Annotated in this window: 26 protein-coding genes; 12 read left to right on the top strand and 14 right to left on the bottom strand. The window is 71.2% G+C overall.

What is annotated here, in order from left to right; all coding sequences use genetic code 11:
- Positions 1 to 31: 31 nt before the first annotated feature.
- A complete protein-coding gene (locus tag Q9S36_RS39945; RefSeq protein ID WP_056605988.1) occupies positions 32 to 289 on the bottom strand; it encodes a WhiB family transcriptional regulator in 258 nt (85 codons plus the stop codon).
- Between the two features lie 176 nt (positions 290 to 465).
- Here Q9S36_RS39945 and cofD point away from each other — a divergent pair, with 176 nt between their 5' ends.
- From cofD to Q9S36_RS39965, 4 genes are all read left to right on the top strand, one after another.
- Positions 466 to 1,518 carry a 2-phospho-L-lactate transferase gene (cofD, locus tag Q9S36_RS39950; RefSeq protein WP_311290300.1) on the top strand — a complete coding sequence of 351 codons (1,053 nt, stop codon included), beginning with the start codon at positions 466 to 468 and terminating at the stop codon, positions 1,516 to 1,518.
- Complete coding sequence (gene cofE / locus Q9S36_RS39955; protein WP_311290301.1) at positions 1,515 to 2,519, top strand: coenzyme F420-0:L-glutamate ligase; 1,005 nt, start codon at positions 1,515 to 1,517, stop codon at positions 2,517 to 2,519. Before cofD ends, cofE begins: the two co-directional genes overlap by 4 nt.
- A 62-nt stretch (positions 2,520 to 2,581) precedes the next feature.
- The gene (locus tag Q9S36_RS39960; protein WP_311290302.1) at positions 2,582 to 3,319 is read left to right on the top strand and encodes a DUF3105 domain-containing protein; all 738 of its coding nucleotides are present in this window, start codon (positions 2,582 to 2,584) and stop codon (positions 3,317 to 3,319) included.
- 13 nt (positions 3,320 to 3,332) lie between these two features.
- Entirely contained in the window at positions 3,333 to 4,046 is a 714-nt protein-coding gene (locus tag Q9S36_RS39965) for a TIGR03089 family protein (protein WP_311290303.1), read from the top strand.
- 19 nt (positions 4,047 to 4,065) lie between these two features.
- Here Q9S36_RS39965 and Q9S36_RS39970 read toward each other — a convergent pair whose 3' ends face one another.
- From Q9S36_RS39970 to Q9S36_RS40015, 10 genes are all read right to left on the bottom strand, one after another.
- Positions 4,066 to 6,819 carry an FG-GAP-like repeat-containing protein gene (locus Q9S36_RS39970; RefSeq protein ID WP_311290304.1) on the bottom strand — a complete coding sequence of 918 codons (2,754 nt, stop codon included), beginning with the start codon at positions 6,817 to 6,819 and terminating at the stop codon, positions 4,066 to 4,068.
- 492 nt (positions 6,820 to 7,311) lie between these two features.
- On the bottom strand, positions 7,312 to 8,130 hold the full coding sequence (locus Q9S36_RS39975; RefSeq protein WP_311290305.1) for an ABC transporter ATP-binding protein: 819 nt from the start codon (positions 8,128 to 8,130) through the stop codon (positions 7,312 to 7,314).
- Positions 8,130 to 9,101 carry an ABC transporter permease gene (locus tag Q9S36_RS39980; protein WP_311290306.1) on the bottom strand — a complete coding sequence of 324 codons (972 nt, stop codon included), beginning with the start codon at positions 9,099 to 9,101 and terminating at the stop codon, positions 8,130 to 8,132. The genes Q9S36_RS39975 and Q9S36_RS39980 overlap by 1 nt, the downstream gene beginning before the upstream one ends.
- The gene (locus Q9S36_RS39985) at positions 9,098 to 11,101 is read right to left on the bottom strand and encodes a glycosyltransferase (RefSeq protein WP_311290307.1); all 2,004 of its coding nucleotides are present in this window, start codon (positions 11,099 to 11,101) and stop codon (positions 9,098 to 9,100) included. Before Q9S36_RS39985 ends, Q9S36_RS39980 begins: the two co-directional genes overlap by 4 nt.
- The gene (gene glf, locus Q9S36_RS39990; protein ID WP_311290308.1) at positions 11,098 to 12,306 is read right to left on the bottom strand and encodes a UDP-galactopyranose mutase; all 1,209 of its coding nucleotides are present in this window, start codon (positions 12,304 to 12,306) and stop codon (positions 11,098 to 11,100) included. Before glf ends, Q9S36_RS39985 begins: the two co-directional genes overlap by 4 nt.
- Positions 12,307 to 12,370: 64 nt before the next feature.
- The gene (locus tag Q9S36_RS39995; protein WP_311290309.1) at positions 12,371 to 13,276 is read right to left on the bottom strand and encodes a glycosyltransferase family 2 protein; all 906 of its coding nucleotides are present in this window, start codon (positions 13,274 to 13,276) and stop codon (positions 12,371 to 12,373) included.
- Entirely contained in the window at positions 13,273 to 14,202 is a 930-nt protein-coding gene (locus tag Q9S36_RS40000) for a glycosyltransferase family 2 protein (RefSeq protein WP_311290310.1), read from the bottom strand. The genes Q9S36_RS39995 and Q9S36_RS40000 overlap by 4 nt, the downstream gene beginning before the upstream one ends.
- A 31-nt stretch (positions 14,203 to 14,233) precedes the next feature.
- Positions 14,234 to 15,778, bottom strand: a complete 1,545-nt coding sequence (locus Q9S36_RS40005) for an LCP family protein (RefSeq protein ID WP_311290311.1) — start codon at positions 15,776 to 15,778, stop codon at positions 14,234 to 14,236.
- 91 nt (positions 15,779 to 15,869) lie between these two features.
- Complete coding sequence (locus Q9S36_RS40010) at positions 15,870 to 16,460, bottom strand: GNAT family N-acetyltransferase (protein WP_311290312.1); 591 nt, start codon at positions 16,458 to 16,460, stop codon at positions 15,870 to 15,872.
- Positions 16,457 to 16,960, bottom strand: coding sequence for an acyl-CoA thioesterase (locus tag Q9S36_RS40015; protein WP_311290313.1), 504 nt, complete (start codon positions 16,958 to 16,960; stop codon positions 16,457 to 16,459). The genes Q9S36_RS40010 and Q9S36_RS40015 overlap by 4 nt, the downstream gene beginning before the upstream one ends.
- Positions 16,961 to 16,985: 25 nt before the next feature.
- On the opposite strand from Q9S36_RS40015, the gene Q9S36_RS40020 reads away from it, so the two are divergent.
- A complete protein-coding gene (locus Q9S36_RS40020; protein WP_311290315.1) occupies positions 16,986 to 18,197 on the top strand; it encodes an LCP family protein in 1,212 nt (403 codons plus the stop codon).
- 388 nt (positions 18,198 to 18,585) lie between these two features.
- Entirely contained in the window at positions 18,586 to 18,927 is a 342-nt protein-coding gene (locus Q9S36_RS40025; protein WP_311290316.1) for a hypothetical protein, read from the top strand.
- 181 nt (positions 18,928 to 19,108) lie between these two features.
- On the opposite strand, the gene Q9S36_RS40030 is transcribed toward Q9S36_RS40025, so the two are convergent.
- Complete coding sequence (locus Q9S36_RS40030) at positions 19,109 to 19,423, bottom strand: hypothetical protein (protein WP_311290317.1); 315 nt, start codon at positions 19,421 to 19,423, stop codon at positions 19,109 to 19,111.
- A gap of 81 nt (positions 19,424 to 19,504) precedes the next feature.
- Positions 19,505 to 19,879 (bottom strand): hypothetical protein, encoded by a 375-nt coding sequence (locus Q9S36_RS40035; RefSeq protein ID WP_311290318.1) that lies wholly within the window; start codon positions 19,877 to 19,879, stop codon positions 19,505 to 19,507.
- Positions 19,880 to 20,004: 125 nt separating this feature from the next.
- Here Q9S36_RS40035 and Q9S36_RS40040 point away from each other — a divergent pair, with 125 nt between their 5' ends.
- The 6 genes from Q9S36_RS40040 (at position 20,005) to Q9S36_RS40065 (ending at position 24,854) form a co-directional block, all read left to right on the top strand.
- Entirely contained in the window at positions 20,005 to 20,529 is a 525-nt protein-coding gene (locus tag Q9S36_RS40040) for a hypothetical protein (RefSeq protein ID WP_311290319.1), read from the top strand.
- 135 nt (positions 20,530 to 20,664) lie between these two features.
- Positions 20,665 to 21,363 (top strand): PadR family transcriptional regulator, encoded by a 699-nt coding sequence (locus tag Q9S36_RS40045; protein WP_311290320.1) that lies wholly within the window; start codon positions 20,665 to 20,667, stop codon positions 21,361 to 21,363.
- Entirely contained in the window at positions 21,360 to 21,776 is a 417-nt protein-coding gene (locus Q9S36_RS40050) for a DUF1707 domain-containing protein (RefSeq protein WP_311290321.1), read from the top strand. Before Q9S36_RS40045 ends, Q9S36_RS40050 begins: the two co-directional genes overlap by 4 nt.
- Before the next feature lie 51 nt (positions 21,777 to 21,827).
- Positions 21,828 to 22,376 (top strand): hypothetical protein, encoded by a 549-nt coding sequence (locus Q9S36_RS40055; protein ID WP_311290322.1) that lies wholly within the window; start codon positions 21,828 to 21,830, stop codon positions 22,374 to 22,376.
- Positions 22,377 to 22,443: 67 nt separating this feature from the next.
- Positions 22,444 to 23,166, top strand: coding sequence for a YcnI family protein (locus tag Q9S36_RS40060; protein ID WP_311290323.1), 723 nt, complete (start codon positions 22,444 to 22,446; stop codon positions 23,164 to 23,166).
- A complete protein-coding gene (locus Q9S36_RS40065; protein WP_311290324.1) occupies positions 23,163 to 24,854 on the top strand; it encodes a copper resistance protein CopC in 1,692 nt (563 codons plus the stop codon). Before Q9S36_RS40060 ends, Q9S36_RS40065 begins: the two co-directional genes overlap by 4 nt.
- Here the strand turns inward: Q9S36_RS40065 and Q9S36_RS40070 are convergent.
- A complete protein-coding gene (locus Q9S36_RS40070) occupies positions 24,846 to 25,691 on the bottom strand; it encodes a hypothetical protein (protein WP_311290325.1) in 846 nt (281 codons plus the stop codon). The two genes, Q9S36_RS40065 and Q9S36_RS40070, sit on opposite strands and share 9 nt — an antisense overlap.
- Positions 25,692 to 25,695: the final 4 nt, after the last annotated feature.

Here is a 25,695-nt window from a genome sequence, read left to right on the forward strand (position 1 = left end):
GCGAAAAACCGCGGTCCTGACGGCGTTGTCGTCAGACGGCGCGCTTCTTCAGCTTGCGGCGCTCGCGCTCGGAGAGGCCGCCCCAGATGCCGAAGCGCTCGTCATTCATCAATGCGTACTCGAGGCAGTCGTCGCGGACCTCGCACGTCAGGCAGACCTTCTTGGCCTCCCTGGTCGAGCCGCCCTTCTCGGGGAAGAACGCCTCGGGGTCCGTCTGCGCGCACAGCGCGCGATCCTGCCAACCGAACTCCTCGCCCTCGGGCTCGAGGAGAAACAGTTCTGCTCTCATGGCTCTACGCCCCTTTTCGACCCTGGGCCCGGTGACCGCGACCCCTTGTTCAGAACTGAACGACACTGTGGGAATTACATGCCTGTCGTACCGTGAAGTCAAGCCCGGATCTGCTATGGGGTGGGATATCGCGATTCTGCTTCAGGCAGGCTGTTCCTATGTCATCATCCGCGGCGATGCCCCCCGCACCTGCCCCCGTCCCGGCCGCCGACCCCACGCCCCTGACCCGCGTCACCGTCTTGTCGGGTGGGGTCGGCGGGGCCCGCTTCCTCCAGGGACTGCTCCACGGCCTGCGGTCCGGCCTGGTGCCCGGGGGCTCGGCCGACACCGAGGTCACCGTCGTCGCGAACACCGCTGACGACTGGTGGATCCACGGGCTCAAGGTGTGCCCCGACCTCGACACCGTCATGTACACCCTCGGGGACGGCATCGACGCCGAGCGCGGGTGGGGGCGGCGCGACGAGACGTGGAGCGCGAAGACCGAGCTCGAGGCGTACGGCGTGGAGCCGACGTGGTTCGGCCTCGGCGACCGCGACATCGCGACCCACCTGGTCCGCACGCAGATGCTGGAGGCCGGCTTCCCCCTCTCCCAGGTGACCGAGGCGCTGTGCCGGCGCTGGCAGCCGGGCGTGCGCCTGCTGCCGATGAGCGACGACCGGGTCGAGACGCACATCGCGATCGCCGACCCGGCGAGCCCGAGCGGCCGGCGCGTGGTGCACTTCCAGGAGTACTGGGTCCGCCTGCGCGCCGAGGTCCCGGCCGAGTCGGTGCTGGTCGTGGGCCAGGAGTCCGCCACCCCCGCGCCCGGCGTGCTCGAGGCGATCACCGAGACCGACCTGGTCGTGCTGCCGCCGTCCAACCCCGTCGTGTCGGTCGGCACGATCCTCGGCGTCCCCGGTGTGCGCGACGCGGTCCGTGCGACGCCCGCACCCGTCGTGGGCCTCTCCCCCATCGTCGGCGGCACCCACGTCCGCGGCATGGCGGCCCAGGTCCTCGCGAGCATCGGCGTGGAGGTCAGCGCTGCCGCGGTCGGCGCCCACTACGGCGCGCGGTCGCGCGGCGGGGTGCTCGACGGCTGGCTGGTGGACGAGCGCGACGCCGACCAGCTCCCCCGGCTCGAGGCGGAGGGCGTGCGCGCGCACGCCGTGCCGCTGATGATGACCGACCACGACGCGACCGCCCGGATGGCGGCCGCCGCCGTGTCGCTGGTCGCGGCCGGCGCGTCGTGAGCGGGAGGATCGAGGTCTGGGCGCCCGACGGCCTGCCCGAGGTCGGCGCCGGCGACGACCTCGCCGGCCTGGTCCTCGCCGCGGTGGGAGCCGACCTCGCGGACGGTGACGTGCTCTGCGTGACGAGCAAGGTCGTGAGCAAGGCGGAGGGACGCACCCGCGCCGGCGACCGCGAGGCGGCCGTCGCGGAGGAGACCGAGCGGGTGGTGGCCCAGCGGGGCGCCACCCGCATCGTGCGCCACCGGCTCGGGCTGACCATGGCGGCGGCCGGCGTGGACGCCTCGAACGTGGCGCCCGGCTCGGTCGTGCTGCTCCCCCTCGACCCCGACCGGAGCGCGCGCGGGCTGCGGCGCGAGGTCGCCGCGCGCGCTGGGACCAACGTGGGGGTGGTCGTCACCGACACCGCCGGCCGCGCCTGGCGGCAGGGGCAGACCGACATCGCGATCGGCGCCGCCGGCCTCGTGGTCGCCGAGGACCACGCGGGGCGAACTGACGCCTACGGCAACCCGCTGGCGGTCACGCTGCCCGCCGTCGCCGACGAGATCGCCGGAGCCGCCGAGCTGGTCCAGGGCAAGCTCACCGGCCGCCCGCTCGCCGTGGTCCGCGGTCGAGCCGACCTGGTGCTGCCGCCCGGCGAGGACGGGACCGGCGCCGTCGCGCTCGTGCGGCCCGAGGGCGGCGACCTGTTCGGGTACGGCGCCCGCGAGGCCGTCGTACGGGCGCTGGGCGGGGACGACGCCGACCGGGCGCCGTTCGGGGAGGCGGTCCCCCTGGCCGAGCTGCAGTCCGCCGTCGGTCGCGTGGTCGGACGCGGACGCGCGATGTCCTCGACCCTGTCGCTCACCTTCGACGGCCAGCCCGACCACGACGAGCTGCGGCTGCCGGAGGGGTCGGACCGCACGGCGGTGGCGGCCGTCTGCTTCGCCCACGGGTGGCGGATCCGCCGCTGGGAGGAGACGGTCGCGGGCGTCGTGTGCGACCTGTCACCCGTGAGTACGTAGACTCTGCCAGCGCAGCCCGCGCAGGGCTCCCTCTGCACACCGACCGAGAGACACCGAGCACCGTGGCCAAGCAGGCAAAGACCGACCGTCAGGCGGTCATCGACTCCATCCGCTCCCAGCAGTCCAGGGCCGAGAACAGGCGCGGCATGGCGATCGTGGTCGTCTGCGTCGTCGTCGCCCTGCTCATCGTGGGTGCAGCGGCCTACAAGCCGCTCAAGGACTGGTGGGACCTGCGCGCCTACGCCTCGGACTCGCTCGGCGAGATCGGCGCCAAGGCCTCCGTGTGCCAGGACGTCACCACGAAGAAGGCCGAGGGCAACCAGGACCACGTCGAGGTGGGCACGCCCATGGAGTACCCCGACGCCCCGCCGGCCTTCGGCTCCCACTGGAACATGTGGGACACCATGGACCGCAAGCTCTACACCACCTCGGACCGCCCCGAGCTCGGCGAGCTCGTGCACAACCTCGAGCACGGCTACACCATCCTCTGGTACGACGAGACGATCGCCGACAGCAGCGAGGCCATGGACGAGCTGCGTGGCATCGCCTCCAAGCTCCAGGGCACGAGCAACCTGCGCGACAAGTTCAAGGCCGTGCCGTGGACCTCCGAGGACGGCAAGGCGTTCCCCAAGGGCCAGCACGTCGCCTTCACCCACTGGTCCGTCGGCGGCGTCGGCGAGACCGACCCGTCCAAGCAGGTCGGCGTGTGGCAGTACTGCTCCGAGCTGAGCGGCAGCGCGCTGGAGACGTTCATGAAGGACTACCCCTACATGGACTCCCCGGAGCCCACGGTCGTCTGACCTGCGGTCGCCGATGACCACGTTCGCCGAGGTCCTGGCCACCCAGCTGCGGCGCGACCCCGGCCGGCCGCTGCTCACCTTCTACGACCACGCGACCGACGAGCGGGTCGAGCTGTCCGTGACGACGTACGCCAACTGGGTCGCGAAGGCGTCCGGGCTGCTGACCGACGTCGCGGACCTCGAGCGCGGGATGTCACTGCGGATCGACCTGCCGCCCCACTGGCTCTCCCCCGTGTTCCTGGGAGCGGCCTGGACCGTCGGCCTGCGGGTCACCGGGTCCGACGAGCCGGACGCCGTGGTCTGCGGCCCCGAGGGCCTCGCCGCGTGGGCACCCCGAGCGGGTGCGATCCCGGTGCTCGCCTGCAGCCTGCGTCCGCTCGGCGTGCGCTTCGCCGACCCGCTGCCCGACGGCGTGCTCGACGTCGGCGTGGAGATCTGGTCGCAGCCCGACGGCTTCACCGCGTGGGACCCGCCGACCGGGATCGACCCCGCGACCGACGACCTGACCCAGGCCGAGCTGTGGCAGAACGACCTGACGGCCGCCGTCGGGAGCTCTCTCACCGACGGCGGCCGTCTTCTGTCGGTGGCCGACCCGGCTTCCCCACCAGGAATGGCCACCTTCACCGAGCCCCTCGGACGAGGCGGCTCGCTGGTCCTTGTCCGCAATCCCGACCCGGCGCGCCTCGACGACGTCTACGACGCCGAGCGGGCGACGGCCCGAGCCTGATCGCGGCTCTCTGCGCGGATCACCCCGCCAGGTCGTAGGCCCCCATCCCCTCGCCCAGCACGCGGGGTGAGGACACGCCCGCCTTGCGCCCGCCGTACACGTAGGCCAGCCCGCTCGTCCGGTCGCGGACGATGAAGTCGCCGTGGCCCTTGAGCGTCATCGGCTGCACCTCCAGCACCCAGTCGAAGCCGGACAGGTCGCTCGGCAGGCCGGCACGGGTCGGCACGCCGCCCTTCACCGGGACGGCCCCGTTGAAGCCCGAGCCGTTGCCCGCCCACACGGACAGGGTGCCGTTGTAGGTGCCGATCAGGTCGGGGTTGCCGTCGCCGGTCACGTCGCCGACCGCGCTGACGTCGGAGACCGCACCCCAGCCGCTGCCGATCGAGGTGGGCGTGGCGAGCGCACCGGTGCCGTTGCCGGCATAGAGCCACATCGTCCCGGCGTCGTCGCGGGCCAGCACGTCGCCGAAGCCGTCCTTGTTCACGTCACCCGCGTTGAGCAGCAGGTTCTTGCCGGCGAAGGACACCCCGGTGTCGATCGGCGAGCCGAGCTCGTAGGTGTCGCGGTTCGCGACGACCACCAGCTGCTTGCCGGAGACGCCGATCAGGTCGGCGCCCGAGCCGCCCACCAGGTTGGTCCCGGTGATCCAGCGCATCGACTTGAGGTTCGTCGCCGGGCCGAGGGCGGCGCCGTACGTCCCGTTCCCACGACCCGGGAGCATCAGCACCTTGCCGGAGCTCGAGCGCGCCACCAGGTCCGGCACGCCGTCGCGGTTGAAGTCGCCGGCGACGAGGCGGTTGAAGCCGCTCCACGAGCCCGCCACCCGGGTGGGCGCGGCGAACGAGCCGGTGCCGTAGCCGGTCTGCAGGAAGACGCGGTTCTTGGTGCGCAGCAGCAGGTCCATGCGGCCGTCGCGGTTGACGTCGCCGGCGCCGACGATCTGCCGGTAGTTGCCGTAGCCCTTGCGCGTGGTCTTGCGGGCGAAGCCGCCCTTGGAGGTCGCGAGGAGGGTGGTGAGGCGTCCCTTGAACCGGGCCACGAGGTCGTTGCGACCGTCGCCGTTGATGTCGCCGACGGCGGTGATCAGCGAGTAGCCCTTGAGGCTGAGCTTCTTCGCCGTGGCGCCGAACTTGCCGTTGCCCTTGCCGGTGCGGATCCGCACGACGCCCGACCGGTCGACCGTCACCAGGTCGGCCCTGCCGTCCCCGGTGAGGTCCGGGGACACCAGCACGTCGGCGCGTTGGTCCCAGCCCGACTTGCCGACCACGATGCGCTGCTGGAAGGACGTCATGCCACCCGTGGGGATGACGAGGCCGCGCCCGTCGGCGGCACGCCGGACGACGAGGTCGGGGTACGGCGACGCGTCGAGGTTGTTCTGCGGGTTCGGCTCGGACACCGCGATCGGCACCACGGTCGGCGTCGTCGGGGTCGGCGGCACGGCCGAGGTGGCGTACTGCCGGATGAGCGGGATCTGGGCGTAGAGGTACCGGCCGGGGCAGGCCGTGGAGCCCGCGTCGCGGTGCCCGTTGATCGCCGCGAACGTCTTGCTGCCGATGCGCTGCGACGTCGAGGCCGGGTTCACGCCGTGGAGCGAGAGCTTCCAGGCGAAGATCTGGCCGTAGGCCCGCAGCATCACGTCGCTGGGCTGCGCGGTGTCGAAGTTGCCGATCGCCGACATCGCGAAGGAGTACTGGTTGTAGTTGAGCGTGTGGGCGCCGACCACGGGCTTGTCGATGCCGCCGTAGCGCCCCTCCCAGATGCGACCGAACCGGTCGACCAGGAAGTTGTAGCCGATGTCGCTCCAGCCGCGGGACTTCACGTGGTAGGCGTAGATGCTGCGGATGATCGCCGGCACCTGGGCCTCGGAGTAGTCGTTGGCGTTGACCGTGTGGTGGACGAACCCGCCGTTGATCGTGCCGTAGCGCAGCGAGCCCTTGTTGCGGATGCTCTCGTCGGCACCCCACTGGGCGCGCGAGTAGATCGTGGGCTGGGCGACGGCGCGCTTCGCCTGCACGTTGGCCTGCAGTGTGAGGCCGTCCTCGGCCCCACCCGACCCTGCACTGGACCCTGCGCCGGACTCCAGGGACCCCATGTCCTCGTAGTCCTGCTCGTACGTCGCCGTGCCCGCGTCGGGCTGCTCCGCCGGGGCCTCGGCCTCGCTGGCCTTCGCCGAGCCCGGGTCCACCAGGGCCAGCGACAGGTCGTCGGGCAGCGCGACGCCGTCGGTCGTGGTGCGGACCTGCACGTCGTCGACCTCGCCGACGAAGGTCGGCTCGGTGCCCGGACGGGCGTTGGCGGCCTCCGCGCTGGCGGGGTCCGGGCCGTGCTCGTCGTGGTACTCCAGGTCCTGCCAGTCGCTCCACGTGTCGCCGGTGCGGGTGCGCACCTGCACCGTGATCTGGTCCTCCTCGAGGTCCTCGCCGTGCTTCCACGTCACGCCGATGGCGGCGAAGCCGGCGACGTCCTGCGGCTTGCTCACCACGCGGGCGTCGGTGGCGCCGGCGACGGTGCGGCCCTGGAGGCCGAACGTCCCGCCGGCCGCGTCCGTCAGCGGCACCTCGGTCACCGTCGGCGTCACCGCGCGGGTCGGCACCGTGGCCGACATCAGCGCCGCGGGCGCCTGCGCACCGGTCGGACCGGCGGGGCGGGCGGGGTGGTCCCCGACGATGTCGAGGGACACCACGCCCGAGGCGGGCGTGAGGACGACGAGCACGACACCCAGCGCCAGCACCTGCTGGCAGAGGGTGACGAGACGAGCCTGGAGAGGACGCATGGAAAAACCCTGTTCCTGTGTGGGGGAAGGTCACACAAGGCAGAAGTTCACACCAGTCACACCAGTCACGGAAGAGTTTCTGAGTAACTACAACGGTGTAATTTCCAGTCGACACGCCGTTACATCGGTGTCATTCTCGCTGATCTTGCAGGATTTCGGGCTTTCGACGCGCCGTGAGGCAGGTTCAGGGCTCGGCCCTCGCCGCGACGCCCGGCCGAGGGTGGCGGCACATCGCACGCCCGAAGGCCCAACACATGTCGTCTGCCGCCACCTTCGGCTGACCCACGACCACCATGGCGGCACACGACACCCCGAAGGCCCGAACACATGTCGTCTGCCGCCACCTCCGGGCGAGGAGCTCCGACTGGTCTCACCTCCCACGAGGGGTTCCGACGCGCTCGTGTCCCTTCGCAGGCTCAGGGACGTCGCTTGCCCAACCTGGCCGAGCCCACGCCGGTCACTCGCTGCGCTCGTGACCGGCTGCTCGTCTCATCAGATGTCGTTGGCGAGCGCGTCGTCGCGCTCGTCCTCCGAGCTCTCCTCGGAGTCCGGCTCCTCGTCGTCGCCGTCGTAGTGGAGGAACTTGATGGCCCCCTCGACGTCGCCGTCGAAGCCGAGGCGGCCCTTCTCCAGCACGATGGCGCGGTCGCACATGCGCTTGACGGAGCCGGCGGAGTGGCTGACGTAGAACATGGTGATCCCGGACTCGCGGATCTCCTTCATGCGCCTGAGGCACTTGCGCTTGAAGGGCCGGTCCCCCACCGCGAGGACCTCGTCGGCGATGAAGATGTCGCAGTCGACGTGGACCGCCACGGAGAAGCCGAGGCGGGCGAACATGCCGGAGGAGTAGTTGCCGACGGGGGTGTCGAGGAAGCGGCCGACGTCGGCGAAGGCGGCGATGTCGTCGAACTTCGCGTCGGTCTCCTCCTTCGTCATGCCGAGCATGGCGGCGTTCATGTAGATGTTGTCGCGCCCGGTGAGCTCGTTGTGGAAGCCGGCGCCGGTGGCGATCAGGCCGGAGATGCGCCCCCGCGTCAGCACCTGGCCCGCGTCGGGGCGCATGACACCGCTGACGAGCTTGAGGAGGGTCGACTTGCCCGAGCCGTTGAGGCCCATCAGGCCGATGGACTCCCCCTGCTGGACCTCGAAGGAGACGCCGTCGAGCGCCTTGAAGGTCTCGCTCGTCTGCTGCCCGCGCAGCTTGCCCTGGATGACCTTCTTGAGCGTCGGGTGGGCCTGGTAGCGGAAGGTCTTGGAGACGTTGTCGACGACGATCGAGGTGGTGGTCGACGTCGTGGCGGGACCAGTCATCAGAGGCGCTCCGGGACGGTCTTCTCCAGGCGGGAGAAGACGAACTGGCCGAGGGCGAGCACCGCGAGGCCGATGGCGAGCATGACGAACCCGCGCGGGAACAGGTCGCTCACGAACTCCGGCAGGGGTGCACCGGTGCCGGGGTCGACGGCGCACGCCGGCTCGCAGGTGGGGTACCAGAAGCCGCGCTGGATGAGCATGACCGCCTCGGCGACCGGGTTCGCGACGTAGAGATCGTGGTACTTGAGCGGGATCCGCTCGCCGTCGGCGATGAGGTGGTAGGGGTACATCATCGGGACGGTGAACGGCAGGACGTTGATGAAGGTCTGCACGATCCGCTGGAAGTCGCGGAAGATCACGTTGACGCAGGAGAACATGAGACCGAACGCCGTGCCCCAGACCATGATGATGAGGAAGCCGAGCAGCGCGGCCCCCATCCCGACCGCGTCGGGCACCCACATCGGACCGTCGCCCCACCAGCCGGAGACCACGCACGCGACGACGAGGATGATCAGCTGCGGGATCGCGTGCCAGAGCGAGACCAGCATCGACGCCACGGGGAACATCTCGCGTGGCATCGCCATCTTGCCGATGACGCCCTTGTTGGACAGCAGCGACCGGGTGCCGGCGGTGACCGACTCGGTGAAGTAGTTGACCAGCACCATGCCGGCGAACAGGTGGATCGCGAAGTTCTCCAGGCCCAGGCCGCGACCGAGCAGCAGCCCGAAGACGAAGTAGAACGTCAGGAACCGCGTGAACGGGTTGATGTAGGACCAGGCGAGCCCGAAGGCGGTGCCGGCGTAGCGGGCCCGGATCTCGCGCCGCACCATCAGGCGCAGGAGGTAGCGACGCCGGAACACCTCGAACACGCCCGAGGTGCGCGACGGCGGGGCGAGCGGGACGTGCGCCAGGTCGTGCCTCAGCTCGACCGAGCCGGGCTCCGGCGCCGCCTCAGGGCTGGACGTGCTCACGCATCGCCGTCCGGGGACTCGTCGCCCATCCAGGGCGCGAAGGTCTTCTCCCACGCCTCCGGCGAGGTGATCTCGCCGAGGGCGGCACGGTACTGCTGGGCGAGCTGCGGCCACTCACGGTGGAAGCGGCGGTGGATCTCGATGGTGCGCTTGAGCAGGTCGCGGTAGTGGGCCGGGTCGCGCTTGTAGAGGGCCACCGACGTGCCGTCGTTCATCGAGACGACTGCCGAGTCGTACTTCACGAGGTTCCACCACTTGGCGTCCATCGCGCTGAGCTCGGCCTCGGGGTACTCGTCCGCCATCTCCCGCACCGGGCGCAGCTGGCGCAGCGGCGCGAGGGCCGCGGCGACGAGGGTCGCCTTGCGGCCGGGGATCTCGATGTCGGACTTGCCCTTCTTCGGCGGCTTCTTGCGCTGGACCGGGGGGAGCTCGTCGCGGTCGAGGTGCAGCTGGGCGTCCGACCACTGCTTGCGGAAGGCGTTGATCTCGGGCAGCTTCGTGGCGAGCTCGCCGTGCAGGGCGTGCGGGCCCCGCAGGACGTCCTCCATCGCGAGGTGGCGCAGCTCCGCGGTGGAGTACTGCAGCGACGCGAGGTGCTTGATCTGGTGGTTGAGGCTCTCGCGCACCATCCGTCCGCCGCGCTCGTAGGGCGAGTGCAGCAGCGCCGCGATGATGCGGTTGCGGTGGTGGAAGTACGACTGCCAGTCGAGGCCGTCGTTCTTGTCGGTCCACGGCACGTGCCACACCGCGGCGCCCGGGAAGGACACCGTGGGGTAGCCGGCCTGCTTGGCGCGCAGGCCGAACTCGGAGTCGTCCCACTTGATGAAGACCGGGAGCGACAGCCCGACCTCCTCGAGGACGACCCGCGGGATCAGGCACATGAACCAGCCGTTGAAGTCCACGTCGGCGCGCTTGTGCAGCCAGCGCGAGGAGCGCAGGTTGCGGGCGCCGAAGTCCCACTGGGAGTAGCCGTCGAGCCGGGTCTGCCACCAGAACCGCCACGGCTGGACGATCTCGCCGAAGGAGTGCAGCTCGGAGCGGCTGTAGAGGTTGAACATGTGGCCGCCGACGATCGTCGGGCGCTTGGCCAGGTCGCCGAAGGTGACCGCGCGGATGATGCCCTCGGGCTCGCAGACGACGTCGTCGTCCATCATCATCGCGTAGGTGGCGGTGCCCTTGCGGACGCTCTCGAGCTGCCCGCGGGCGTAGCCGCCCGAGCCGCCGAGGTTGCCCTGCACGATGACGCGCAGCTTGTCGCCGAGGCCCGCCTTCGCGGCCGGGAAGTGCTCGCTGTCGGTGACCTTGTCCTTGCCCTGGTCCATCACCAGCACAGTGTCGAGGTAGGGCTCGAGCTCCTCCGACGAGCCGAGCTGGCCGAGCAGCTGGGCGCTCATGTCGGGGAGCATCGTGGTGATGCAGACGTCCACGGTGCCGTGCTCGGCACGGTCGGCGGGGACCTCCGCGGTCCACCGGGCGCTCTCGACCGTCGCGCCGTTGTCGCCGGCGACGACGTCGTACCAGTACCAGCCGCCGTCGACGAACGGCTTGAGGGTGAGGTCGAAGGTGAACGAGCCGGACTCGCCCTCGACGGTCGCGGCGTCGACGCGCTGGGAGTGCCCGCGTGCCATCGACTTGTAGACGGTGACCATGGAACCGGCGCCGCTCACGTCGACGGTCAGCCGGACCTGGTCGACGATCGTGTGCCGACGCCAGTACGACGCCGGGAAGGCGTTGAAGTAGGTGCCGAACGACAGCAGCTGCGAGGGCTCGAGCCGCAGCGCGGTGCGCGAGCGGATCTGGTCGGGGTGCAGCTTGCGGCCGGTCGAGGTCGACTGGCGGATCGCCGCGTTGTTGAGGTCCTTGGCCGCCTTGTCGCCACCCACCGCGTCGCGGTCGGTGTCGAGCTTGGCCTCCTCGAGGTCGACGTAGAGCGGGAACACGTCGGTGTCGCGGTCGATCGGGAGGATCTGGCGCTGCAGGAGTCGGGTCACGGTGCTCATGCGTCGATGCCTCCGCTGGTCAGCTCGGCGCCCTCGGTGAAGTGCGGCTTGAGCTTGTTGTCGTACATGGACAGCGCCGAGCCGATCGCCATGTGCATGTCGAGGTACTTGTAGGTGCCCAGGCGACCGCCGAAGAGCACCATCGGCTCGGCCTTGGCGAGCTCGCGGTACTTGAGGAGCTTGGCGCGGTCGTCGGCGGTGTTCACGGGGTAGTAGGGCTCGTCGCCCTCCTCCGCGAAGCGGCTGTACTCGTGCACGATCACGCTCTTGCCGGGCAGGTGGGTCTTCTCCCGCTCCGGGTGGAAGTGCTTGAACTCGATGATGCGGGTGTAGGGGACCTCTTGGTCGTTGTAGTTGATGACGCCGGTGCCCTGGAAGTCGTCGGTGTCCACGACGCTCTCCTCCAGGTCGACGGTGCGCCACGACAGGCGGCCCTCGGAGTTGCCGAAGTACTCGTCGACCGGGCCGGTGTAGACGATGGGCACCTTGCCCTTGTAGTCGTCGGCGACCTCGAAGAAGTCGGTTTCGAGGCGCACCTCGATGTTGGGGTGGTCGGCCATCTTGGTCAGCCACGCGGTGTAGCCCTCGACCGGCAGGCCCTCGTAGGTGTCGCTGAACCAGCCGTTCTGGAAGGTGTAGCGCACCGGCAGGCGGGTGATGATGTCCGCGCTGAGCTCGGTCGGGTCGGTCTGCCACTGCTTGGCGGTGTAGCCCTTGATGAACGCCTCGTAGAGCGGGCGGCCGATCAGGCTGATCGCCTTCTCCTCGAGGTTGGTGGCGTCCTCGGTGGCGATCTCGCTGGACTGCTCGGCGATGAGGGCGCGCGCCTCGTCGGGGGTGTGGGACTTGCCGAAGAACTGGTTGATCAGCGCCAGGTTCATCGGCAGGGAGTAGACCTGCCCCTGGTACTTGCCGAAGACCCGGTGGCGGTAGTCGGTGAACGCCGTGAAGCGGTTGACGTACTCCCAGACCCGCTCGTTGGAGGTGTGGAACAGATGCGCGCCGTACTTGTGCACCTCGACGTTGGTCTCGGGGTCGCGCTCCGAGTACGCGTTGCCGCCGAGGTGGTGGCGGCGCTCGAGGATGAGCACACGCAGGCCCAGCTCCTCGGCGCAGCGCTCGGCGATGGTGAGTCCGAACAGGCCGGCTCCGACGATGACGAGGTCGGGCAGCTGGTCGGTGTCGGCGGGTGAGCCCTGGGACAAGGGAGCAACTCCTGTAGTGGGGACGCGCCTGATGGTGAGGGGTGGTGAGAGGCGCTGACTGAGTCTAACGAGGGGGTCGTGCTGTTGCGGTCAGGCGGCGCATGCCCCGCGCCGAGGCCATGGCGCGGATCACGTTGCGTGCCTCGGCCCGACCACCGCGCAGCGGGCTGAGGACCACCACGGCGAGGGTGATCAGCCAGGGCTTGAGCCGCACGAGCAGGTTCTCCCCGTGGCGCAGGTGCACCACGAAGAGGTTGCGGTACATGTAGAAGCCCTTCCAGCCCGAGAGGTCGTGCTGCTGGTTGAAGTCGAGCTGGCGGACCAGGACGGCGTCGCGGACGCCCATGATCCGGTGGCCGGCGCGGCGGGCGCGCACGGCGTACTCGGCGTCGTCGTAGAAGATGAAGAAGGCCGGGTCGGGGAAGCCGATCTCCTCGACCACCGAGCGGCGCGCCATGAAGCCCTCGAAGGCGACGTTCTGCACCTCGACCAGGGGCGGCATCGACGCCCGGTCGGGGTAGACCGCGTCGACGGTGGCGCGCTTGGGGTGGATCGCCAGCGGGTTGCGGAGGTCGAACTCGACCGCGGCCTTCTCCACCAGCGCGCCCGTGAGGTCCTCGCGCACGGCGATGAGGCAGTCCTCGTCGACGGACATCAGCGCCTCCAGGCAGCCGGGCGCCGGCAGCACGTCGTCGTCCACGAGCCAGACCCGGTCCCACCCGGCGTCGTACGCCGCGCGCACGCCGGCGTGGAAGCCGCCCGCGCCGCCCAGGTTGTCCTGGGTGATCACCTGCAGCGGGAGGTCACTGCGCGAGGCGAGCAGCGCTGCGGTGCCGTCGGTGCTCGCGTTGTCGACCACGACGACGGCGTCCGGGCGGCGCGTCTGCGCCGCCAGCCCGTCGAGCAGGCGGTCGAGCAGCTCGGCGCGGTTGTGGGTCACCACGACGACCGCGACCGTCTCTGCCGTCACGACAGGAACCTCCGGTGCCCGTCGAAGTCACCGGCGATGCCGGCGCGCATCGCGCTGAGGCTCAGCCGCAGCCGCGACAGGCTGGGGCGGGTGAAGGTGTAGAACCACGCGGTCTTCACCACGAAGGCCATCGCGTGCGCCGGCCCGCGGTAGTCGCGGAGGTTGACCAGGTTGTTGCGCGCCATGCAGTAGTGCTTGAGGTCGCTGGGCGAGTCGTTGTAGGTCGTGCGGCCGAACATCATCGGCGTCCCGAGGTTGCCGACGCTCGGGTGGCGCACGGTCGCGGTGACCACGGTGGCGACGCGGGCGCCGGCCTCCTCCGCGCGCAGGCGGTACTCGTGGTCGTCGCCCCAGATGAAGAACTCCTCGCGCGGCAGGCCGATCCGGTCGACGAGCTCCTTGGTCACCAGCACGCCGTTGAAGGGGATGACGATCCCGTCGATGCGGTCGTCCTTCGCCGCACGTCGTACGTCGTCCACGGAGTGCAGGACGCGGGTGCCGCCGGGGAGCCGGATCGGGAACACGAGCCGGTCGGGGTCGGCCTCGTCGACGACGAGCGGGCCCCAGAAGTCGAGGTTCTCGGTCTCCGCCAGCAGGTGGTCGAGGCAGTCGACGTCGGGCAGGCCGTCGTCGTCCATCAGCCAGACCAGGTCCGCGCCGCGGTCGATCGCCCAGGCCAGCCCGTCGTGGAAGCCCCCGGCGCCGCCGCGGTTGGTGGGCAGGGTCCGGCCCAGCAGCCCGATCTCGCCGGTGTGGGAGCGGCCGGCGAGCCACTCCCCCGTGCCGTCGGAGGACGCGTTGTCGACGACCAGGACCTCCGCGAGACCCTCGATCTCGCCGAGCCGCGCGACCAGCTTCTCGAGCAGGCCGAGCCGGTTGAAGGTGACCACGACCGCGACGATGCGAGGCAGGGGTCCGTAGGTCACGGCCTACACCCTAGGGGCCGGGTGGACCCCGTCAGCAAACCGCGCCGAGGTCCTCCGCCTCGTTGGCCGCGTAGCCCTCCGAGAGCGAGCCGAGCGAACCGCCGGTGACCGACGGCGCGGCCGGGGGCGTCGTGGACGGGCTGGTCGGCGCGGGCGTGGAGCCCTTGCCCTTCCCGGTCGTCGCAGCACCGGACGACTCCGTGCCGGCGTCGGTGTCCGTCCCCGCCGCCTCGGCCGTCCCGGTCCCGGGCTCCTGGCCCTCGGCCTTGGCGATCGCGTCGGCGACCTTCTGCTGCACGAGGGCGATGTCGGGGTTCGCGGTGTTGATCATCGGCGGGACCAGGGACAGCGTCGCGATCTTCTGGCTCTTCGCCTTCAGGGCGAGGTCGACGAATCGGTCGACCTCGCTGCGCGGGATGTCGGTGGAGACCATCGCCGAGCTGGCCTTGGCGATCTTCTGGAAGTTCGTCACGGCGGTCTGCGGGCTGACCTGCTCGAGCATCGCGCTCATCACGCACTTCTGACGCGCCATGCGGGAGTAGTCGTCCGAGTCGTGGCGCGCCCGGGCGAACCAGAGCGTGTCCATGCCGTTGAGGGTGCGCTTGCCCGGCTCGATGTAGCGGAAGAAGGAGTCGTGCGGCAGCCCGACCGGGATCCGCTGGCGGACGTTGAGCTCGACGCCGCCCACGGCGTCGACGAGGTCCTTGAAGCCCTCGAGGTTGACCATCGCCCAGTAGTTCATCTTCAGGCCCGTGATCCCCTCGACGCCCTCGATGGTGGCGTCGACGCCGGGGTTCTTCGAGCCCTTGAAGAGGGAGGAGTGGTCGAGCGCCCACGTCGCGAGGCCGTTGAGGTACATCCCCTCCTCGTCGAAGCCGTTCGGGAACTGCTCGTGCATCACCGACCCCTCGGGGAACGGGAAGTTCTGCATGTTGCGCGGCAGCGAGATGAGCACCGTCTTGCCGGTCTCCGCGTCGATGCTCGCGACTGTCATCGAGTCCGGACGCAGGCCCCAGCGGCCCGCTCCGGAGTCGCCGCCCATCAGCAGCACGTTGTAGCGGCCCTGGTGGGCGCCGACGGCCGAGCCGTCACCGAACATCGAGATCATGAAGTCGCGCTGCACGCCGACCACGTGCGCGCCGAACAGCAGCGCGCCGGCGACGCTGAAGCAGAGGAAGCCGTTCACGCCCACGACAGCCAGGCGGTGCTGGCGCTGCAGGGTCAGCGGCTGCCCCAGGCGCCAGGCGTCGATGAAGAGGTACGCCCAGCCCACCGCCAGTGCCATCAGCGCGAGCCGCAGGCCCTGGAGCAGCATGGTGTTCGTGCCCGCCCAGAAGGCGACGCCGTGCCAGAAGTACGAGGCGACCACCGCGACGAGGCCGAGCACCAGCACCGCGAGCCACGTCCGCAGCGCGATGCGCCCGACCCGGCGGTTGCCGTAGACCAGCTGGGCCGACCCTGGCAGCACGAAGGTCATCAGCATCAGGCTCACCGCACGTCGGAACCGGACGCGCTGCGCGCGGTCGAGCGTGGTGAACCTCGTCTGGTGCGACCCGGAGGGCGGGACGGGCGGCATCGGGGAAGCCTCTCTGCTGGGGGAAGTCAGCCCGCCCAGTATCACCAGTCACACCCGTCACATCCGGTCGCGACTCGCCGTGGCGACCGGGTCAGCCGGCCACGAGGTGCCGCGCGGGCATCCCCGCAGCCTCCAGGCTCCGGACGAGCGCGTCGTCGGGCGCCCGGTCGAGGAACACCAGCCGTACGGCGTCGGGGTCGGGGTTCCCCTCGTCGGGCCCCCGCCAGACGAGGCGGAGGCCCAGCTTCTCGGCGGTCCGCCGCGAGCCGTGGTTGTGCTCGAGCAGGTAGGCCAGCACCGGCCGGTCGGGCGCGACGTCGTGGGCGGCCGCGATCGCCGCCTCCCCCATCTCCGTCGCGTAGCCGCGGCCCACCACGCGCTGGTCGAAGCGGTAGTAGAGGTTCCACCACGGGCCGTCGTCGGGTCCCATGCACCCGCCCCGGCCGACGACAGGTCCGCCCTCCTGGTCGCGCACGGACCAGTAGGCCAGCCCGTCGCGCGCGAAGCGGGCCGTGCTGGCCGAGACCATCACCGCGCCGGCAGCCGGGTCGGTCACCCGGCCCGACGGGAAGTGCACCCATGACGCCGGGTCGCTGTGGATCGAGAACAGCGCCTCGGCGTCGCCGTCCGTTGGCTCGTCCAGCCACAGCCGCTCGGTGCGCACGTGCCGCCAGTCGGTCATCCTTCCCGGCCCTGGTCGATCTCGGCCTTGCGCGCCAGCCGGTGCGCGCGGCGGATCTCGGCCTCGCGCTGACGTCGTACGTCACCGGGCGTCTCGGTCTCCAGCGGCGGCACCGGCCGCGGCTTCCCCTCGTCGTCGATGGCCACGAACACGAAATAGGCGCTCGCGACGTGCACCGGCTCGTCGCCGGCATTGCCCCACGGCTGCGCCTCGACCCGCACCCCGATCTCCATCGAGGACGTGCCGGCCCAGTTGACCTGCGCGTAGGTCTTGATGATGTCGCCCACGTGGACCGGCGCCAGGAAGGTCATCTCGTCCATCGCCGCCGTCACGGCGGGCCCACCGCTGTGCCGGTGCGCCACGGCGCCGGCGGTCGAGTCGGCGAGCTTCATGATCTCGCCACCGTGCACGTTGCCGAGCAGGTTGGCCTCGCTCGAGTGCGCCATGATGCCGAGGCTCACGCGGCTGTACGACGTGGGTCGCGCTGCGCTCTCCGTCATGCCCGGCACGGTAGCGTCCCGTCTCATGGCTGATCGTCCGCAGGGCTCCGGGATGCCCGAGAAGGGAACGCCCGAGTACGACTGGCTCTACGGGAGCCAGTCGCAGTCCCCGTCGAGCGACGCCACCCGGCAGGTGCCCGCCCAGGGCGCCGACCGCCCCGACGAGACGCGCGTGATGCCGGTCGCCCGGCGCGAGGCTCGCGGTGCCGGCGGCTCGGGCGGGCAGCCACCGCGCGGCACGCGCCCGGCGGCCACGGCTCCGCCGCCGCGGCCGAAGAAGCGCCGTTGGCGTCCGCGCTTGCGCCTCGGGCTGATCCCGCTGGTGCTCCTGCTGATCGTCGTCTACCTCGCCGGCGTGCCCCTCTGGTTCTGGACGAAGATCGACAAGGTCGACGCCGAGCCCGGCGGCGACCGCCCGGCGGACCAGCCCGGCACCAACTACCTGATCGTCGGCTCCGACAAGGCCGACGACCTCTCCGACGAGCAGCGCAAGGCGCTGCAGACCGGACCCCGCGGCGGCACGAACACCGACACCATCATCGTGCTGCACACCGGCTCGGGCGGGCGCACGATGATGTCGATCCCGCGCGACACCCTCACCGAGGTGCCCGGCCACGGCACCCAGATGATCAACGCGGCCTTCGCCATCGACGGCGCTCCCCTGCTCGTCGCGAGCGTGGAGAAGCTCACCGGCATCCACATCGACCACTACGTCGAGCTCGGCTTCGGCAGCGTGATCAACACCGTGGACGCCTTCGGCGGGGTGGAGATCTGCCCCAAGCAGGACATGGTGGACCCGATGGCCCGCCTCGACATCAAGAAGGGGTGCCAGGAGGTCGACGGGCTCACCGCGCTGGCGTACTCCCGCTCGCGCCACGTGACCGCCCTCAGCGACCTCGACCGCGTCGCCCGCCAGCGGGAGGTCATCAGCGCGCTCGGCAGTGAGGCCAAGACGCCGTGGACCTTCCTCAACCCGGTGCGCTACTGGAAGATCAACGAGGCCGCCTCCGGCGCCATCCGCGTCGACCAGGGCATGAACCCGTTCGACCTCGGCCGGTTCGCGTTGGCGATGACGGGCGAGAGCCAGACCTGCACGATGCCGAACCTGTCGGCGCCCAGCGACCCCAACCGGATCATCGCCGACCCCGACCGGGCCCCCGCCCTCTTCGAGGCGATCATCGCCGACGAGACCGTGCCCAAGGCCGCCTGCACGCCGACGGGGCGCGCGCGCAGCTGATCGGTGCCGCGCTGCGCGGCGCTGTGCCCAGCCGAACCGCGAGTTTGCTATTGAAGCCAATCGCGACAATCGCCACCGCGATCTGAAGGATCGGGCTCTCCCGTTCGCAAGTGATCTCGAGCGTTCCCATCAGCAGGCCCCAGACGGCAAGTGGAGATAGCCAACCGCCGGGGCACCTCGATATGATTTTGGGGCAACGGGACCCTCACGCAAAGACCTCGTCTTCAACCCCCAGAGCCCGAGAGCGCGACAGTGAACGTCGATCTCCAGACGTAAACCATTCAGGCTCAGGAGAAGGCGACACACCACTTCGACGCGACGTGATCAGATTGCGTCAGACAGGGGGTCAGAAATGCCGGACGCTGGAATTGATTTTTACGTTGCGTGCATGTCAGTGGATGCCGTGCTGCTTCTTGTCTTCGCGTTCGATCAATCGATCAAAGCGGCGCCCGTTGCAACCAAGGACCGGACCACACGTCCCACTCTGTTTGTACTGTCACAAGCATCACTCTTCTCCATCATGGCGGCTCTGCTTGCCCTTGCAGTCGGCCACAGTGCAGTCACCTTCTGGGTTACGGCGGTCGGCACGGGACTGGCCGCGCAGGGATTGAGTCTCATATTGTCCGACCTCGCGTTCAGCGAGTGGGCTCCTCCTGAGTGGTTGGGTTTTTGGATCCCACTGGTGTGTACAGCGATCTTGATAGGCACCGCGGTCTCGCTTGCGCCCTGACGCTCTTGGATGTGGATTGCATCTCGGTGGTACGCGTTGACCAATTGCGTCCCAGACGATTCAGGAGCGCTTCACGCAGTGCCGGTCATAGCGCGACTGTTTGCGGCCTGCGCGTTCATCCGCCGCGATTCCGTCCTCACCACCGAGGTCGCTTGTCCGATCGAACACTTGTTCGATAGGATCAGGCATGCCAATCGCCCACACGCTCCTCCAGTCGCCACCAGCGGCTGACGAGCCGACGGCGAGCGAGATCCTGACCCGCGCCACCGACGCTCTCCGCGCGCGGCGGCTGGCGGAGGTCGCGGAGCTCCGGCTGGCGATCCAGTGGGCTGTCGTGCAGGGCCATCCGCGTGACGAGCGTGACCCGATGCTCACCCCGGGCGGCGACGGCACGCCCGAAATTCGCGAGCACGCGATCCCCGAGCTGGCCATGGCACGCGAGACCCATCCCGCCACCACGCGTGCGCTCATCGCGGACGGGCTCGACCTGGTCCACCGTCTGCCGCTGACCTGGGCGGTCGTCGAGGCCGGCGACTGCGAGCCCTGGGTGGCCCGCAAGATCGCCGTCCTCACCCGCTCACTGCTCGCCGATCAGGTCGAGCGGGTCGACCGGGCGGTCGGCCAGGCCATCGCCGGGCACGCACCCTCCACGGTCCTCGAGATCGCTCGCGCGAAGGTGATCGAGGCCGATCCCGAGACCCACCGCGCCGAGCGCGAGCGCTCGCGCCACCAGCGCTACGTGTCGCTCTCGCGCTCCGACGAGTTCGGCTACCGTCACCTCATCGCCCGTGTCACCGCGGGTGACGCCGCCTGGCTCGACGCCATGGTCGACCGGGTCGCCGACATCCTTGCCACGACGATGGGCCACGACCACAACCGTGACGAGCTCCGCTCCCTCGCCCTGGGCTGGCTCGCCCGACCCGCCGACCTGTTGAAACTCCTTCTGGACCACACGGAAGACGGCGACACCGGGGAGCAGCCGGCCTGGGCTCCGGACCACCTCGCCGACACCTCGACAAACTCACCGCGATACCCGACAAGCGCCTGGCCGCGCTGCGCGGCCGCGGACGCCTCTTCGTGCACCTCACCGACGAGGCCCTCCGCACCCGCACCGGCGTCGCCCGCATCGAAGGCGTCGGCCCCATCGACGTACGCCAGCTCCACGAGGTCCTCGGCCACGCCGACGTCACCGTCACCCCGGTCCTCGACCTGCGCATGCGCCGCCGCGTCGACGCCTACGAGCACCCCGAGATCATCAAGGACCACACCTGGACCCAGACCGGAGGCGACTGCTTCCCCTACACACCGCGCACCGCCACCCGCGACACCGTCGACTACGACCACGCCATCCCCTACGACGACACCGGCCCACCCGGCCAGACCGGCCCCCACAACTCCGGCCCCCTACGCCGACGCCACCACCGCACCAAGACCCACGGCGGCTACACCACCCGCGTCGTCGGACCCGGCCGCCACCTCTGGCGCACCCCACACGGCCAGACCCTCCTCGTCGACCACACCGGCACCCACCGAATCAGCCCACACGAAGCATCCGCCATGGCAGACGCCATCAACGACGGCGCCGAGCTCTACTTCACCTGACCCAGGACCCCAGACGCGCAGCCCCTTGTCCCGCCGCCCAGCGGGGCGTACGCTCGCGATATATCGTGATAGGTCTCCGATACATCAGCGACTGTCACGTACCGCGGGACGACCGACGACACGAGGGAGCACGACATGGGACACCACTGGCCCGGCGCCGACTGGCCCGGCGACGAACGAGACGACCACCGCTCCGGCCACCGCTCGAGCGGCAGCGCCTGGAGCGGCTGGGGGCCGGGCCCCGGGCGGCGCCCAGGAGGTCCGCCCCCGTGGCTCGGCGAGCTCCTCGGTTTCGCGACCGCGCCGGCGCGACCGCAGCAGCGCGGTCCGCGCGTGCGCCGCGGTGACGTGCGCACCGCGATCATCGACGTGCTGCACCGGGCGCGCCGCGCCGACGAGCCGATCAACGGCTACCAGGTCATCCAGGAGATCGCGGAGCTGAGCCACGGCGAGTGGCGCCCCTCCCCCGGCTCGGTCTACCCGACCATCCAGCAGCTGCAGGACGAGGGGCTCGTCGAGTCCGACGACGAGCGCGGCCGCCGCACCATCAGGCTCACCGACCAGGGCGTCTCCTGGGCCGAGGAGCACACCGACGAGCTGGCCGCGGTGTGGGCGCCCTTCGCGCCCACCGAGCAGCAGCCGGTCGACCAGCCCTCCGGACAGGCCGACATCAAGAGCGAGATCGGCCAGGTCGTGAGCGCGGTGTGGCAGCTCGCCACCCAGGGGTCGGAGCAGCAGCGCCGTGCGGCTCTCGACGTGCTGGTCGACACCCGTCGCCGGCTCTACGGCATCCTCGCCGACGGCCGGGACGGGGACGGACGGGACGAGCGATGAGCGCCCCCGACCCGCGGCTGCGCATCTCCGACAGCGACCGCGAGCGGGCCATGGCCGACCTGGCCATGCACTACGCCGACGGCCGCCTCGACCACGAGGAGTACGACGAGCGGCTCGACGCGATCTGGACCGCGCGCACCCGTGCCGACCTCGCCGTGCTGTTCAGCGACCTGCCCCGACCGCAGGTGTCGTACCCGCCCGCGAAGCCGGCGGCGAAGCGCGGCCGGCAAGGCTTCCGGCTGCCGCTGCTGCCGGTGCTCGCCCTGCTGGTCGCGTTCAGCGTGCTGACGGAGGCGCCGCTGTGGGTGCTGATCTTCCCGCTGATGTTCTTCATGCGTGGACGCCGCGGCGGCTGCGCACCGGCGTACGGGCACGGTGACTACCGGCGGCCACGGAGGCACCACGGCTGGTAGGTGCACCGGCCCTTGACGGGCCGCCGCGGTCCCTCTGACACGATGTGCCGCATGAGGGCCGAGCCGCGGGTGGAGCACGTGCGTGCTCCCCACGCCCTGGCCCGCGCGCTCGCCGCGACCGTGGTGGTCCTCGCCGGCGCCGTCCCTGCCCACACCTGGGCCGGCGGCACGGCCCCGACGGCCCCCGGCCTGGTGCTCATCGCCTCGGTGGTGCTGGGCGGCGGACTCCTCCTCTTCTCGCGCGACGTGTCGCCCCGGCTGCTGCTGCCGATCGTCGCCGCGGCGCAGCTCGGCCTGCACGAGTCCTTCGGGCTGGTCGCCGAGCACGTCCACGCCGCCCACGGCGCCGCGCCCGCCGCGGATCCCGGCTGGACCTGGCAGATGGTCGCCGCCCACCTCTTCGTCACGCTGCTGACCGCGGTGTTGTGGTGGGCCGGGCGGCGCGCCGCCTCCGCGGTCGTGTCCTTCTCCTCGCGCCCCACCCCCCTCGTCGCAGGCCGCCTCCGGTCGCAGCGCACGCGGGTCCGGACGCGTGTCTCGCTGGTGGACCTGCTGGTCTCGCCGAGGCGTGGGCCACCCCTGGCGGTCCGTCACACCTGAGTCCGAGGCGGGCTCGGGTGTGCCCACGCGCGCCCCCAGACCCAGCAAGGACCAGTCCAGGAGAACCATGTCCATCCGTACCCTCGCGCGCCTCGGCGCGCTCCCGGCCGCCACCGCGGCCCTCACCCTCGCGGTCGTCGCCCCCGCCGGCGCCCACGTCGGCGCGACCGTGACCGACGCGTCGGCCGGCGCCTTCACCGTGGCGACGTTCAGCGTCCCCCACGGCTGCGAGGACTCGCCCACCACGAAGATCGAGATCCAGGTGCCGGAGTCCGTGCTCTCGGTGACGCCGACCCGGAACCCGTACTACGACCTCGAGGCCACCATCACCCAGCTCGACGAGCCCACGACCGACGCCCACGGCAACGAGGTCACCGAGCGCACGTCGTCGATCACCTACACCGCGACCACCCCGCTCCCGGACGGCCAGCGCGACACCTTCGAGCTGTCCTTCCAGGTGCCCGACGCCGAAGGCGAGGTGCTCGCCTTCCCGACGATCCAGACCTGCGAGAAGGGCCGCACGGACTGGGTCGAGGTCGCCGCCGAAGGCCAGGACGCCGAGGCGCTCGAGCACCCGGCCCCGTCCTTCGAGATCCTGCCCGCGAGCGGTGACGGCCACGGCGGCCAGGCCGCCGCGGCGGAGCCCGCGGGCGTGGCGGACGACAGCCAGGACGACAGCCAGGAGGACGACGACGGCTCGGCCGCCCTCGGCTGGGCGGGCCTGGCGGCCGGCCTGCTGGGCCTGGTCGCCGGCGGGCTCGCCCTGGCCCGGACGCGCACGGCCTCGTGACGCCCGCGACGCGACCGGCGCGACGGCACCGGCCCCTGGGTCGGCTCGCCGCCGCGCTGGTCGCGCTCGCGCTCGCGCTCCTCGCCGTGGTGGGTGCCGGCTCCCCCGCGTCCGCCCATGCCGAGCTGGTCGGCTCGGACCCGGCCGAGGGCGCCGTCGTCGACACCGCCCCGGAGACGGTGACGCTGACCTTCAACGAGCCCGTCCGGCTCACCTCGCAGGAGATCGCGGTCTACGACGCCGGCGGCGAGGTGGTGCCCTCCAGCGCCGGCGCCAGCGGCGAGGAGGTCCGGGTGACGCTCACCGACGCGGCAGGGCTCGCCGACGGCACGTACGTCGTGTCGTGGAACGTGCTGTCCGGGGACGGCCACCCCATCTCGGGGGCGCTGACCTTCTCCGTCGGGGCGCCCAGCGCCTCGGTGGTCGCGCCACCCGAGGCGGAGACCTCCTCTGCTGCGGTGACCGTGCTCCGCGACGCCCTCACCGCCCTCACCTACATCGGCCTGCTGCTCGCCGCCGGGCTCTCGCTGTTCGTCGTCCTCGTGCTGCCCCGCACCTGGTCCGGGAGCGCGTCCCGCGCGCGGCTGCGCCGGCTGACGACGTACGCCGCCGGGGCGGGTGCGGCCGGCGCGGTGCTTCAGGTCCCCGTGGCCTCGGTCTACGCACAGGGGCTCGAGCTGGGCGACGTGGTCACCGGCTTCGACGCCGGCGTCGTGGTGAACGAGCTCGTCAGCGCGGCGCTGGTCGTGGTGGGCCTCGGTGCCGTCGTCCGCACGCTCACCGACGCCCCACCCGGGCTGCTCGCCGGCCGGGTGGCCGGCACGGGCGCGGTCGTCGCGCTCGCCGGCCCGTCCTTCGCGGGCCACACCCGCGCCTACCCGCCCGCCCCGGTGATGATCCTCTGGGACGTCCTGCACGTGACGGCGGGAGCGATGTGGCTCGGCGGCCTGGTCGGGCTCGTCCTCACCCTGCGCGCGCTGTCGAGCCGCGAGCTCGTCGCAGCCCGGACCCTCGCCCGGTTCTCGACGATCGCGTCCGGCCTGCTGCTGGTGGTGGCCGGCGCCGGAGCGTTCCTCGCCTGGCGGATCGTCGGGTCGTGGTCGCTCCTGGTGGGGACGACGTACGGCTGGTTGCTGCTCGCCAAGGTCGCCATCGCAGCACTGGTCGCCGCCATGGGCGGCTGGAACCGCTGGCGCACCCTGCCCGCCGTGCGCTCGGCCTCCGGGTTCGGCGACCGGGAGCGGGCCGCGCGCCTGGTCGTGCGGACCGTGCGTGTCGAGGCGGCGCTGCTCGTCGTGCTGCTCGGCGTCACCGGCGTGCTGGTGGACACCTCGCCCCGTCCGGCCCCGGTGACCGCGGTCTCCGGCACGACCGGGACGGGCGCCGCCACCGCAGGCGACCTGCGCGTGCTGGCGGTGATGGACCCGCAGCGCGTCGGCAGCAACACGCTGCTCGTGCAGGTCCAGGACGCCGCCGGCGATCCGTACGACCCTCCCGCCAACCCCGTCGTCTCGCTGCGGACCGAGGGCCTCGACGTCGGCGAGGTGACCGTGACCCCGATCGCCGCCGGCACCTACCGCGGTGAGGTCGTGGTGCCCCGGTCCGGCGAGTGGGAGGTGCAGGTGAGCGTCGTGCTCAGCCGCTTCGAGAACCCGGTGACGACCGTCCGGCTCCGCGTCTCAGGCTGACTCGTCGGCAGGACCCACCGTCAGCTCCACCGGCACCGTGTGGAGGAACCCGTCGACTCGGACCTGCACGAACAGCCGGTAGTCACCCGGCTCCTCAATGTCGGCGTGGAAGGTCAGCTCGGAGCCGTCCTCGGTGACGTCCGGCGCCGCGAGCGGGTGGAGGTGCACCATCGCTCCCGTCGTGGTGTCGAAGCCGGTGACGTGCCCGTAGGTGCCGAGGTAGGTGCCGAGCTCCACCGGCTGCTGCTGGGCGTCGCGCACCACGAGCCGGAGCAGCCCGTTCGGGCCGGCGTCCGGCGCCTGCGAGACCGTCACGTCCACGACGCGGTCGCCGGCGACCGTGTCACCGGGGTCGCCCGGCGGCATGGCGAGGGGGCGGCCGAGGACCACGTGGTCGCCGTTGCCGCCCTCGTCCCTGGCGACGAACTCCGCCACGACCCGGTAGCCGCCGGCATCGGGTACGTCGAAGGGTGCCGACCACGTGCCGTCGTCCGCGCGCGTGGGGTGCAGGTGGCGGAAGACGGTCAGCGCGTCGTTGACGAGGTAGAGGTGGAGCTCCTTGGTCTGCTCCTCGACGTAGTCGGTCACCGGCTCGCCGTCATGGCCCTCGATGCGGAAGCGCACCTCACCGGTGCCGCGCGGCTTCTCGCGGACCTGCAGGTCGCTGAGCGTGTAGCCGACCTCCGAGACCCTCGTGCCGTCGCCCACCGCCAGCGAGACGATGCCGCCGCCGCTGTGGGAGTGACCCGCCGCGACCTGGTCCGGGTCGTCGGCCGTGCAGCCGGTCACCGCGAGGACCGCAACGGCCGTCACAGCAGTCAGGCGGCGCAGGGTCACGCGC

This window comes from Microbacterium sp. ARD31 (assembly GCF_031844425.1).